We start from the raw sequence: 12257 nt of genomic DNA, 5'->3' as shown, positions 1-12257 counted from the left end.
CGGGCAGGCCCAGAGAAATAAACGAGGAGAGGACACATGGCAGCAGACCCGAAGAGTGTGAGCGTTGAGGCATTGAAGAGCTCCTTTAAAGAAGGGGCTACCCCCAATGAGGAAGATTACCACGCCCTTATTGCTCTGGCGGCGGTTGGGGGCAAGGCGCTGGGGGGTAACGATAATATTCCAACCAAGTTAAGCCCTGGTATGGGCCTCCAAATGGAAGAAGGCCAGCTTGCTGTCAAAGTAAAAAAAGATGCCGGCGTTACGCTTGACGGTGACGGCGTCTTGGTGAAGGGGGATGACAATACCGTCACGGTCACCGCCGCCGGGGTCGGAATTAAGGTTAAGGCTAACGGTGGTCTGGAGACCAACGCCGAGGGCCGGCTCTGTCGCATTAAGGCGTCGTCAGATAACATGCTGTTTTTTTTAATGATGTTACCTGTCCATGTCTTTGATCCGACATGCCTTCCAGCGATTGCATTATCCCGTCGATATCATCGCCCAGTGTGTGCGCTGGTACGGTCCATGCTGGGGTTCAAATCATTTCGGCGGGCACAAACGCTTCTGGCTGGCATCGAGCTGCTCCACATGATACGTAAAGGGCAATATCAATACTCGCAAAGTGAGGGATTGTCACCCGTAGAACAATTCTATCTGTTGGCTGCCTAAAAAAACGGCAGCGCGATTTCTGTTGACCTGTCGTCGTTAATGCGACAGAGCCAGCCATGTTTTTACATCGTTAAGCCCCTACGGTCAGACTGGCAGCGTTTGATGGCTGACAGCACAAGGGGCAATTGTGAGGAGACGGATGATGCCTGCTGGAAAAAAGATAGACGTGACGGCATTGAAAAACGCCTTTAAAGAGGGGGCAACGCCTGACGAGAACGACTACGCGAGTCTTATCGACCTGGCGCGCATGGGCAGTCGAGCGCTGGGAAGCCCGGATGACAACACGGCCGTGCTGAATCCCGGGCAGGGGCTGATGCTGCAATCCGACGGCAGGATCGGGGTGAAAGCGGAAATCGGTAAAGGCGTCACCGCCAGCGAGGCCGGAGTGGCGGTCAACGTGGATGACAAGAGTGTCCAGGTCAGCGGCAAAGGTCTGGCGCTAAAACTCCAGGAAAACGGCGGGATCGATCTCTCGGGTGGACTGCATATTAAAACCGGCGCCGGCGTAAAAACGGGTGCCGATGGTCTGGAGATTGCCCTGGCCGCCAGCGGCGGACTGACCACTACCAGCGACAATAAACTCGCCCTGGCCGTCGATGGAAAAGCCGGGCTGGTACTGGATCCCACCAACGGGCTAAGTGTCAAACTCGCCCCCGGCGCAGATAATTACTTAACCAGCGGTGATAAAGGGCTGGCACTGACCGCCGACGGCGTGGCGAAAATTCAGGAGGCGATAAAAAAAGTCTCCGACGGTGCGCTTGATAAGGCCGTCGCGGCAACCAGCCGGGGATTTAAAACTGACACCAATGATTCGCCCGAGAGTGCTTTTGAGAACAAAATTGCGGCGAAGCTTAACGAGGCCTATGCCGAAGGCTGGTCGCTACAGCGGGCCCGGGAGGCACTGTTTACGGCGTTACAGACGTTTCGTAAAGAAAAGATCGGTGAGTCCACTATTCCGGCAGACGACAGCGTGTTTTCCCCCTCGGCGTTACCGGACAAGCCCGGCTTTTACTCGCGCAGCGGCAACGCCTTTACGGCACAGCAGCAATTCGTGCTCCGGGTAAAACCCGACGGCACGGTGACGGAACCCGTGCTGGGCGGTCTGGGGGAAGATCAGGGCATTTACGCCCTGTTTGGTAAAACGCGCGTTAATGGTGAGCCTTACGACGACGGCATTCATTTTTCCCGGCATATTTTGATGATAGTGGCCTTCGGCGGCCACTCCAGCATTGTTGGCCACTGGGATTTTAACGCGCCAAACACCGCATGGGCCTCGGGTGACGGCGGCTGGGTGACGGCGCCGACGTATGACGCCAGCCTCTACCTGAAAGGCGTTACGGATGGCACGACGGCGGAAAACAGCAGAATCATCAGTGACGAAAAACCGAAGTGGGAAAAGGATGCTAATAAGCAGGGTAGGCAGGATGAAATAGAAATAATCCGCAATCTGACACTGCCTTCGTCACAGGAATACGCCCAGGATATTCAATTCATGGCGGGGATGCAACTCGTTTTCAATATTGCGGATTTGGTTTTTACCCAGAACGTCGATTCGCACAGTCATACGCATGCCTGCATTTTGTTATCAAACTTTCTGGTTAATGGTCAGACTACCACTTTCTCCCCCCTATACGCGGGCGTAAATGTACCACCATCGATGTTTTACCTTGGGCTGAACCAGGGTGACAAGAACATTGTGGGTAACCTGGAGTCCGTGTTGTGGGTGAACGGCAACGGTCAGCTGGTATTGAATATCAGGCCTGACGCTGGGGAATATTGGATGAGCAGAGATTTATACGGCATCAGACTGTTAAAAGACCCCTGTGAATTCTGTTTCGAGATTACCAGCAAAAATTTTGTCACGGCTTCACAACTTGTCAACGTCAAGTTTACCTAGCCGGCAGCGTGAAGCTCCGGTGTCGGGGCATTGCCTGCACCGGACGTTAATGATGGCGTCAGCGCCTGGAATAAGGGGCATACCGGGGCGCGGTCGGTCATGACCACAACGCGAACGGGCATCCTGTCGTAACCTGATGTATGACGTTTAAGGGCGGAGAGTGTATGAGTACTAACGTAGTGGTAGGGCGGTTACGGATACGCCTTCATACGCAGGAGTCGCATGCCACCGCATTACAGGACCGCTGTAGCCGCTGGTTTCAGACGCAGCTTCAGCGGGACGTGGATGCGGCGTTAAGCGAGTTGATGCCGGTCGCGGGGGCGCCCCGAGTTATCGAGCGCCTGACGCTCCACGTGGGCGACGTGGCGCTCTCCCGCTTTGAGGCGGAGATGGGCCCGCGCGCGATCCGACAGCTAAAGCAGCAGCTGTCAAAACTGCTGGCGCATCCGCAGAGACGCGAGACTCGCGCTGGCGCACCGGCGCCGTTTGGGCTCGGAAGCGGTATGCCCGACAGACGGCCTGGGCAGTCAGTACCCGATACCTTCGCCCAATTGCTGCGGTATCTCGATACCGGTGTCATTGTTGACCCTGGTTCCTGGCTGCGGCGCGAGGGGCGCAGCGCCTGGCTGGTGCAGGCGCTTGAGGGCGTTTCAGCGGCGCCGGGAATGGAGGGAGGGCCACCGCCGCGTATTGCGCTGGCGCTGCGGCTGCTTCAGCCCCGCGCCCGCCAGAGGCTGGTGGCCACCTGGCCGGGTTCACCGCTGAGCGCGCTAGCCACCTGGCTTATCGCCCCGTCCAGTCTGCCTGCGTTACTCCCCGCCGAGGCGACATGGCTGCTACCGCTGGCCGCGCTGATGGCGCTTCAGCAGCATCCGGTTATTTCTGACTATGTGCCGGCACTGACGGGCGGTGCTGGTTCACGCGACAACGGGGGCGTCCCGACGGACGGCCACCGTGGAGAAAGCACGTCTGTTTCTTCTGCCTTACGACCCGCAGGCCGACAACCCACGAGTGCAGCTCTGCCCGGCGGCAATGTCCCCGACAGATGGTTTACCGCGCTGCTGGATCTGCCGCTGTCGCCAGTGCTGCGTCAGGCGCTTCAGGCCTGGCTGCGCGGGCCGGCGCACGGTGACCCTACGTTCCCCGAGCTGTCCCGGCTGTCGATACCGGTACGCCATGCGCTCCGGGTCGTACTGGACGCTCCGGAGCGGACTGAACGAATGCCGACAGGCGAGGCCCCGCTGCCGACGGTCAGACGTCAGGCCTCCCCGGGCCATCCTTTCTCTTTATCGTCCCTGCCGCTACGGGCGGGCTCCCGGTTGCCCGAAGCGCACCGGGCGCCCGCGACGCTGCCGGCGTCTCTGCCCGCGGATGAAACACCGGCACCGTGGATGGTTGCCGGTGCCGGTCTGGTATTGCTATGGCCGCTGCTGCCGCGCCTGTTCAGCGAATCTGGCTGGCTCGAAGAGGGGCAATTTATCGACGAGCAGGCCCGATCGCAGGCAGCAGGTTGCCTGGACTGGCTGGCATGGGGGGACGCAGATTCGGCCGACTGGCGTCTGCCGTGCGTCCGCGTGCTGTGCGGTATCGCCCCCGATGTCGAGAGTGAGATCTGTTCTCCATCAAGGGCGCAGCAGGCGGCTCTGGCGGTTTGGCTTGGTCAGGCTTTTGCCGCAATTCCGCTTTTGGATCGCTGTAGCGTCAACGATATCCGAACCTTCTTCCTTCAACGGGAGGGCGAGCTTAGTCTGGGCGATCGGGTGACGCTGGCGCCGGTTGCAGAGGCCCCCGATGTGTTATTGCGTAACCTGCCATGGCCACTGGTACAGATTATGCTGCCGTGGCTACCGGCACCGATAAGCGTGGAATGGTGTATATGAAAAAAAAACCAACGGCTTCATCCGCAGAATCGATAAAAACAGACGACCGGCTACCGTTGGGCACCTGTGCGCAGGCCCTGACGGCCGGGATGACGATAACCTCGCTTGGGCCATGGCTGGAATACGTCGATATGGTGCTCAGGGGACTGTTGCTCTGGCAACAGGAACATGAAGCGGATCGTCTGAATATCGCGGAGCTGCTGCTGTCTGAAGAGGCCCTGGCGGCGGCGCGCGAGCGTCCTTCCGGGACGCCAAACTGGAGCCGCCAGTCGGACTCTGTTCCCTGGCTTCAAGGGCTTCAGCCGCCGCCTGCGGCGGGTCGGCTGGCTTGTGTGGTCGAACGCTTTGGGCTGACGCTGTTTGAGACTCAGATCCTGGTGCTGACGGCGCTGCCGTTATTCGATGACCGCTATGAAAAACTCATGGCTTATTTACAGGGAGAAGACACCCTGCCCTGGCCGGGAATTGATCTGGCGCTGAAGCTCTTTTGCGCAACGCCGGTCGATCGTATTGATTGCCGGCTGACGCTGTGTTCCCGGCACGGTGTGCTGCTACAGGCAGGACTGGTCGCCACCATCGATCGCAGCGGGCGCCGCGCCGCAAATGATGATGCGGTGTATCTGCGCATGGAGGCGGCGGCGTTTCATTTCTTGAGCGGCGGCGCCCCGGAAGCGCTGCGCGTGGGATCGGGCGAGGCGGCGCGCTGGTATGAACCGGCGAATAACGCCTCACTGCGCGAAGGCACATGGGCGACCTACGCGACGCAGCTGGAGCGGCTCTGTTTTACCTCATTCTCGCACCGGGCCGCGCAACAGGTGCAGGTGCTAGGTGGCCAGGGACGTATGGCGTTGTTGGGGCAGCTGGCGCGCGATGCCGGACGGCCAATGCTGGTACTGAATGTGGGTCTGCTGCCGCAGAATCCGACGGATGCCCGGCAGGTATTGTGCGGCGCACTGCGCGCCGTGCGCCTGTACGCCGGGATGCTGGTATTGCACGATTGGGCTGACGCAACGTCAGAGCAGCGAATACTGCTGAACACGTTTGGCCATGTTCTGGCTGACAGCCGTTATCCCGTGATTTGTCTTGTATCACCGCAAGAGGCGGGCAGCGTGTTCCCGACGTTATCCGCGGTGAGCATCACGCTGCCTTCCCGCTCCCTTCAGGATGATGCACGGATACTCAAGTCTGCCCAGCCTGACGGCGTGACGGCGGGTGACTGGGATTGGGAAGGATTGGTACGACGGGTGCGGGTGGACCCTGAAAGTCTTGAACAGGTGTGGCAGGAGGCCCAGGGCTACCGGCTGCTGCGCGGACCCCATGCACGCCTGAGGGAAGCGGATTTGCAACAGGCATTACGGGTGCGCGGGCGGCAGCATTTTGGCCCGCTGGCCCAGCGCGTCGACCCACGACGCACATTTGACGATCTGATTGTCAGCGAGCCTCTTGCCCTGCACTTACAGGACATCCTCGCCGCCGTGCGGCAGCGTGAGGCGGTTCTGGGGCGCGGCTTTGCCCGAAAAGTGGGCTATGGCACCGGCATTAGCGTGCTGTTTTGTGGCCCGTCGGGCACGGGTAAGACGATGGCGGCAGAAGTGCTGGCGGGCGCGCTGGGATTGGATCTGATTCGTGTCGATCTCTCAATGGTGGTCAATAAATATATTGGTGAAACGGAGAAAAACCTGGCAAAGATGTTCGACCTGGCGCTGGCCGATACCGGCGTATTACTGTTCGATGAGGCGGATGCGCTGTTTGGCAAGCGCAGCGAAGTCAAAGATGCGCACGATCGCCATGCCAATATCGAAGTCTCTTACCTGTTGCAGCGCCTGGAGCAATATCCGGGTCTTGTGGTGATGACCACGAACAATCGAGCTCATCTGGATGATGCATTTATGCGACGGCTGACATTTATCCTCCGCTTTGACGCACCGGATGCCACCCTACGTGAGCAGATGTGGCGCGCCATCTGGCCTGAACAGGTCGCCGTAGACGACAGCGTGGATTTTGCCCGATGGGCGGCCGCTATCGATTTGACCGGAGCAGGAATTCGCAACGTTGCGCTCATGGCCAGCTGGCTGGCGGCGGAAGCCGGGCGCGCGGTTAACCTGGCTGACATTGAACGGGCGGTAAAGCGCGAACTGGACAAAACGGGGCGGCTTATGCTGCGAACGCCGGGCGGATAAATAACGTACTGCGGTGACAGGGCCTGACGATAAAAACAGAGAAAGAGAGGGGATAGGGATGAGCGGTAATGAGCTAAAAGCGCGATGCGATGACCAGTTAATCAGACTCAATCAGCAGATTGAGGCCGCACTTAAACAGTATTTACCGGACGAATTTTCTGAGCAGGAGGATTCGGTTCGGTTCGACATGGTTCACCGGGATGCTTTGCCCGATAAACCCACGATCTGTGTTTTTCTCTACGATATTCAGGAAGATCTGCAACTGCGCCATGGGCAATCCCGACACTATCAGCCCGTTGATGGCTCCCTGGCCCACCGGCAGGTTCACGTGCGCTGTTCGTACCTGTTGAGCTATTGGGAAAAAGCGGACAAATCCCATTCGGGAAAGGCCGATGGTCAGGAAATTACCGTCATCAATATGGCACTCAATGCCCTACTCAACATGCAGCTGCCCTCGGCCTTTATGCGCATTCTGGCCGCCTCTGAACATCTGTCTGGGATAGGGAACTTCTGGCAGTCGGTGGGTGAAAAACCCCATTTGTGTCTTAACTTTACGGTAACGATCCCTATCCAACTTGGTTTGGATAACAGCGAATCAGTGTCGCCCGTGGTACGCACGGACGTTGCGACAGCAGAGACCTTCTGGGAGCAGGAAGCGCTGGCGTTGCAGTTCAAGCGTGCGTTGGTCACTGAGGTGATGGCCCGCTGTGATAACAGCATCGATCGTTCTGTGGCCAGAGCGCAGCTGGCGCGTTTGCAGGTCGCGTGCAGTTGCTATGACGAGCAGGGTAAATTGCGTAAGAAGCCGTTAATACAGGCATCCGGCCTGATGGATGCCGCGCTGTATCCGATAGTGAAGGGGATTGATTTGACAACGCTTGGGAATCAGCCGGTCGATCTTGAGTTTAGCAATTTGCAAAAGGTGGACATCAAGCCGCCCCCGGCGTAGACATCCCTGAAACAGTACCACCCGGACGGTAAACCAGACCCTGAATGTGGAGGAGAGTATATGGCGACGACGAAAGCCGATTTCAGCAAACTCAAAGCAAATTTTGCCGCCTGGCAGGTTCCCGCTGACGAAGATTTTGCACAATTGATCGATTTGGCTGCCGTTTCTGTGCAGCCCGGCAGCGGTCTGGCCGGGGGCGATCCTTCTGACATAGCGGGGGTTGCTGACCCCGAAGGAGCCAGCGCGTTTACGGTAAAAGCCGCCTTTGACAAGGGCCTGGTGGTTTCGGACGCCGGCATTGCTCTGCGCGTTGATGAGGCGGGTGGACTGGTGTGTGAGCAGAATAAAGGACTTTCGGTTAAGACGCCTGTAGATGCCAGCCTGAGTATTGACGGCGGCCTGCATGTTCAAATGACCGGCGTACTCAATCTGGATACCGGTGTGTCATTGCAGATTGATGAACGTCAGGGATTGTCCGTAGTGAAGGGCGCGCTGAGTGTCCATTCTGACAGCCAAACGCTGCGTATTACCGATACCGGTACGCTAGCGCTAACGTGCAGCAACGCCGGCGGCCTGTTAATTGACAGCGAAGGCTGCCTCGCTGTGGATATTAATATGCTGGCAGGCTACGTGGTGAAATAGCGCCGCGCGGAGGGCGTTACAGGACTGGGCTTCTGTTTTGGGTTCTGTCGCATTAAGGCGTCGTCAGATAACATGCTGTTTTTTTTTTAATGATGTTACCTGTCCATGTCTTTGATCCGAAATGCCTTCCAGCGACTGCATTATCCCGACGATATCATCGCCCAGTGTGTGCGCTGGTATCTGGCCTATGCCCTTAGCCTGCGTAATCTGGAGGAAATGATGGCTGAACGTGGTATTTTTGTTGACCACTCTACGCTTTATTGCTGGGTCATCCGCCTGGTACCGTCACTGGATAAAGCCTTTCGACGGCGTAAACGCTTCGTGGGTCGCCGATGGCGAATGGATGAGACCTACATCAAAGTCAAAGGTCAGTGGAAATATCTCTACCGCGCGGTGGATACTTCGGGGCAGACCATCGACTTCATGCTGACCGCCAAACTGTTGGCTACCGTAAAAAACGGCAGCGCGATTTCTGCTGACCTGTCGTCGTTAATGCGACAGAGCCCTTCAAAAAACGAGATCCAGATTCCTAACCGTGAACGCCTGGAACTGCGAGCACAGATGCGGGCGTTACATCAGCTTAGCCGCGGGTCCGCCGGCAGCAGGACGTTAAGTTTGCTGATGCGTAGGAATGGTTACGACATTGGGCGCTGGTTGGCCAGAAAACTGATGCAGGAATGTGGTTTACTCAGTCGCCAACCGGGGAAGCACCGGTATCGTGGAGCCCGAGAAGAAGCACTGGCCTCGCCAAACAAACCTGCTGAAAAGGCGATTTATGCCGACCTCACCGAACCAGATATAGTGTGGATACATCAGCTATATCCGCCTCCATGGCGGTTGGTGTTACCTTGCGTTGGTCGTCGATCTTTATTCACGCCGCGTGGTGGGCTCGGCACTCTCGTTATCCCTTCATTAAGAGGCATCAGTTGATATCCAGTTGGCGTAACGCCAAAGACTTTCCTATTATTAGATGAAAATTTCTTAACTTAAGGATATTAAAATATGCGAATGCGTATCGTCGCCCTTCCATTGATTTTCTCAGCTTTTTTTTCAACCAGTGTGCTGGCAGCGAATAAACCGGAAAGCAACTGTTTGCAGACAGCTCAAAGTCAGGCTGAACTGAATGATTGCGCCGCTCAGACTTACAAAAATGCAGATGGGGAGATGAATAAAGTCTATAAAAAAGTCATGGACACGTTAAAAACATCCCCTGAAAAAAGTAAGGCGCTACTACAGGCGCAGCGCGCCTGGCTAAAATTCAGAGATGCGGATTGTACGTTCTTGAGTTCAAACTCTGCAGGCGGAAGTATTAACGCGATGAATAACGCGTTATGTTTGAGTGAGCGAACAACGGAACGTACAAATTCTCTGAGTAAAATAAAAAATTGCGACATGGGCGATCCTGAGTGTCAATAACTGATATTTAACTTGATGCCATTTAATAATGGGGGGAAATGATGCGAACAGTATTACTTGCAGTTTCAATGGTACTTTTATCAGGCTGTGGGATCAGTGATGAGCTTGATGCGATAACTCTGGAAAACCATAAAAAAGTTTGTGATGGTTATGGTTTAACCAGGGGAAGCGAGGCTTATGCCAATTGCCTGATGCGCCAAGACGAACGTGAAGACGCGGATGAGCAAAGGATGTTGGACAGAGAAGCCAAAAAGAAAAAATAACGACTGGGAGCATCCTGCCCTCAGTATTAAGCAGGGAAAGTGAGCGACTCAACTTTCCCTCTCAATACCCTCTCGAATCAAACGCGAAAAATCCTCATTGATCACGGCATTATCCGGTCTCTTTATGAGGCTTTGATTTTTCAATTGTTCAAAACATAGGCTATTATCCAATAAGCCAAGCTCATAGATGTATTTATCTGCGTAGCCGCTGACCAAGACTTTCCAGCTATAGCGAATATCGGCAGAAACCGCAGTAGCATGATGCAAAATATTACTTGTGCAGTTATTAAATAACGTGTGATAAAACTCGGGTTGATGGCTCAGCTGCTTGATACGTTGCAAATAACTCAAAAAAAGAGCCTGGGCAGTATCTGGCGAAACCTGAAGGGGATAAAGATAAACGCGCTCTTTGCGAACATCAGTTCTGACGCCAATTAAGTCCCGTTCATCGGCCAGCACATAGGTCAACATGTAATGCTTAAAAAAACCGCGCCAGGTCGAATAGCGCTGGTCGCGGCTACGCCGCGTTTCTATCGAGATAGCCAAATGGCGACCATCTTCGAAACCGAAGCTCAAAAACAGATGCGCAATAGCCTTGCCTGACCAGTAAGAGGAGACCACATCTACCGTTTTTAACTGGCTAATATCGATATCTGCATCGTACCAATCGGGCACATAATCGCCGCGGGTAGGTTGATATCTGAAATTGCGAATATTGCGCAGTACAATTTTACCCTGCTCTCCCCATTCCACCTGTGGTAGCCGGGCGTATTCCAACACCCAGTCTTGTTCGTTGCTTGCCTTTGGCGAGGTCAACCACGAAAACATGGCCATAATAGCTACTTACCTTTGTCATTTGAGGGTTCGTTGCTCGCAGTTGGTGCTATCGCGCCCTGCGCTTTTTCATTGCGCCATTGCTTGCGCAAAGCAAACATTTTCTTTACGGCTCGGCGTATGGTGGTTATCCAACCGGCCGGCCGGGGATCTGCCAACATGCTTATTGCACGTGCGTAATCGAGCGTCAGCCCTGGTGTCCAGGCCATCGTTTTTGCGCGTTTACGTATTTGTACTGCGACCCATAACTCCGGCGTCGTGAGAATTTTACTCAACACCCACCAGTGACCACGTTGCCCCCATATCTTACCCACCACGCCTTCCAGTGCCGCTTCCAGCCCACGCGCCACACTACTTGAGCAGTTACGATGCGTAAGGTTATAGGTATTGTCTGTCTGGTAGACCCCCCAGAAGCGCTTCAAGCGTTCAGCATCGTAGTTCCTGATCCGCACCTGAATGGTTGAAGGGCACCATTTTTCGGATTCAGTTACATAATCTGGTTGAAAATGCCCTTCAACATTATTATCTGCTGTTGCCCGCAGCAACCGGGCAAATTGATCGGGCGACCGGTCAATATCGACTGCCGGATACAGACTGATATAGACGCCTTCCGGAGATTCCAGGGCAGCATGGCCGGTGGAAATCACCCCATTTTTATCCACCGCAGCAATATAACGATCAATGACAGGATGAGGCACTACTGCACTTTTCGAGGATCCTACAGGTGTCCAGACATGTATGGTCAGTGCCGGTTCATCGGCAGCCGGAGGGCCGTCCCATTCAGTGACCAACGGTGCCGTTTCTGTACTGCTGGCTTCCTCAGCCGCCGTATTGCCCAAAACTGCAGGGTTGACCTCCAGCTTTTTGACGCGCATCGCCAGTATAACCATATTCCAGCCGCCAAATATCAATCCCAAACCTAAGCAATAAGGTACGGTGCCGACATAATGGGTCGGATAGGGTTGAAAGAAGAAAATGGCTAACATGATTTCGATGACACCGCCAGTGACCACAAATTTCCATTTTTTATAGCGTACAACCCCAGCGGTGACGATTTGCAATAACCCGTCGGTCAAAAATAAAATGCCAAAAATCATCGATAAAATAAAGTGACCATGGTGATGCCCGCTCAAGATCAATATCGCAGCCAGTGAAAATGCTCCACCTTTTACGTAACGCAAGCTACGTTGTCCGCCGATGCCGGTATGCGCAACCATCAACGTTGCCAGGCCTTCGGTCAGCAACAGGAAAGCAAAGGGATGCAGGGGGAAATAAATCGCGTTATCCAACGCATCGATGAAGATGATTAAGCCAGCCAATACACCTAACCAACCAGCAATCATCAACTCACGCCAACGGTTACGCAAATAATCAACCCCCAGCAAAATCATTACCAACTGAACCATTCCTTATAGCCTCTTCTTATCACTTTTAATTGTTTGGAATTCGGGAATTATCCTACATTAGCGATAATCTGGTTCCGGGTTATCGTTGTAAATTCATATTTAAAACAAAAAATTAAGTTACTAG

General features: G+C 54.9%; 9 protein-coding genes and 3 pseudogenes. 10 read left to right on the top strand and 2 right to left on the bottom strand.

Features of this window, described 5'->3' with window-relative positions; translation table 11 throughout:
- Positions 1 to 516 precede the first annotated feature (516 nt).
- From AC6BYQ_RS07220 to AC6BYQ_RS07175, 10 genes and pseudogenes are all read left to right on the top strand, one after another.
- A pseudogene (locus tag AC6BYQ_RS07220) lies at positions 517 to 666 on the top strand (IS6 family transposase); the annotation flags it as partial.
- Between the two features lie 139 nt (positions 667 to 805).
- Entirely contained in the window at positions 806 to 2563 is a 1758-nt protein-coding gene (locus AC6BYQ_RS07215; RefSeq protein WP_311272000.1) for a hypothetical protein, read from the top strand.
- Positions 2564 to 2727: 164 nt separating this feature from the next.
- Positions 2728 to 4443: a contractile injection system tape measure protein gene (locus AC6BYQ_RS07210; RefSeq protein ID WP_311272001.1), complete on the top strand. Its 1716-nt coding sequence runs from the start codon at positions 2728 to 2730 to the stop codon at positions 4441 to 4443.
- Positions 4440 to 6623, top strand: coding sequence for an ATP-binding protein (locus AC6BYQ_RS07205; protein WP_311272002.1), 2184 nt, complete (start codon positions 4440 to 4442; stop codon positions 6621 to 6623). The genes AC6BYQ_RS07210 and AC6BYQ_RS07205 overlap by 4 nt, the downstream gene beginning before the upstream one ends.
- A 58-nt stretch (positions 6624 to 6681) precedes the next feature.
- The gene (locus AC6BYQ_RS07200) at positions 6682 to 7572 is read left to right on the top strand and encodes a Pvc16 family protein (protein ID WP_311272003.1); all 891 of its coding nucleotides are present in this window, start codon (positions 6682 to 6684) and stop codon (positions 7570 to 7572) included.
- A gap of 60 nt (positions 7573 to 7632) precedes the next feature.
- The gene (locus tag AC6BYQ_RS07195) at positions 7633 to 8214 is read left to right on the top strand and encodes a hypothetical protein (protein ID WP_311272004.1); all 582 of its coding nucleotides are present in this window, start codon (positions 7633 to 7635) and stop codon (positions 8212 to 8214) included.
- A gap of 105 nt (positions 8215 to 8319) precedes the next feature.
- Positions 8320 to 8652: pseudogene (locus AC6BYQ_RS07190) on the top strand (IS6 family transposase); the annotation flags it as partial.
- A 93-nt stretch (positions 8653 to 8745) separates the two neighbouring features.
- Positions 8746 to 9121: pseudogene (locus AC6BYQ_RS07185) on the top strand (IS3 family transposase); the annotation flags it as partial.
- Positions 9122 to 9216: 95 nt separating this feature from the next.
- Positions 9217 to 9630 carry a lysozyme inhibitor LprI family protein gene (locus AC6BYQ_RS07180; protein WP_311272005.1) on the top strand — a complete coding sequence of 138 codons (414 nt, stop codon included), beginning with the start codon at positions 9217 to 9219 and terminating at the stop codon, positions 9628 to 9630.
- A 38-nt stretch (positions 9631 to 9668) separates the two neighbouring features.
- A complete protein-coding gene (locus AC6BYQ_RS07175; protein ID WP_273853611.1) occupies positions 9669 to 9893 on the top strand; it encodes a hypothetical protein in 225 nt (74 codons plus the stop codon).
- Positions 9894 to 9941: 48 nt separating this feature from the next.
- Here AC6BYQ_RS07175 and AC6BYQ_RS07170 read toward each other — a convergent pair whose 3' ends face one another.
- A complete protein-coding gene (locus AC6BYQ_RS07170) occupies positions 9942 to 10727 on the bottom strand; it encodes an Lnb N-terminal periplasmic domain-containing protein (protein WP_311272006.1) in 786 nt (261 codons plus the stop codon).
- Between the two features lie 5 nt (positions 10728 to 10732).
- Complete coding sequence (locus tag AC6BYQ_RS07165; protein ID WP_311272007.1) at positions 10733 to 12133, bottom strand: HdeD family acid-resistance protein; 1401 nt, start codon at positions 12131 to 12133, stop codon at positions 10733 to 10735.
- Positions 12134 to 12257: the final 124 nt, after the last annotated feature.

The organism is Serratia sp. LTN-2, assembly GCF_059740205.1.
The sequence above is the reverse complement of the archived record's forward strand: the minus strand, read 5'-3'. Positions and strand labels throughout refer to the sequence as shown.

What these genes read in the sequence shown, in the direction of transcription:
- AC6BYQ_RS07215 (WP_311272000.1), top strand. Translation starts at nt 806, where the DNA reads ATGATGCCTGCTGGAAAAAAGATAGACGTGACGGCATTGAAAAACGCC.
- AC6BYQ_RS07210 (WP_311272001.1), top strand. Translation starts at nt 2,728, where the DNA reads ATGAGTACTAACGTAGTGGTAGGGCGGTTACGGATACGCCTTCATACG.
- AC6BYQ_RS07205 (WP_311272002.1), top strand. Translation starts at nt 4,440, where the DNA reads ATGAAAAAAAAACCAACGGCTTCATCCGCAGAATCGATAAAAACAGAC.
- AC6BYQ_RS07200 (WP_311272003.1), top strand. Translation starts at nt 6,682, where the DNA reads ATGAGCGGTAATGAGCTAAAAGCGCGATGCGATGACCAGTTAATCAGA.
- AC6BYQ_RS07195 (WP_311272004.1), top strand. Translation starts at nt 7,633, where the DNA reads ATGGCGACGACGAAAGCCGATTTCAGCAAACTCAAAGCAAATTTTGCC.
- AC6BYQ_RS07180 (WP_311272005.1), top strand. Translation starts at nt 9,217, where the DNA reads ATGCGAATGCGTATCGTCGCCCTTCCATTGATTTTCTCAGCTTTTTTT.
- AC6BYQ_RS07175 (WP_273853611.1), top strand. Translation starts at nt 9,669, where the DNA reads ATGATGCGAACAGTATTACTTGCAGTTTCAATGGTACTTTTATCAGGC.
- AC6BYQ_RS07170 (WP_311272006.1), bottom strand. Translation starts at nt 10,727, where the DNA reads ATGGCCATGTTTTCGTGGTTGACCTCGCCAAAGGCAAGCAACGAACAA.
- AC6BYQ_RS07165 (WP_311272007.1), bottom strand. Translation starts at nt 12,133, where the DNA reads ATGGTTCAGTTGGTAATGATTTTGCTGGGGGTTGATTATTTGCGTAAC.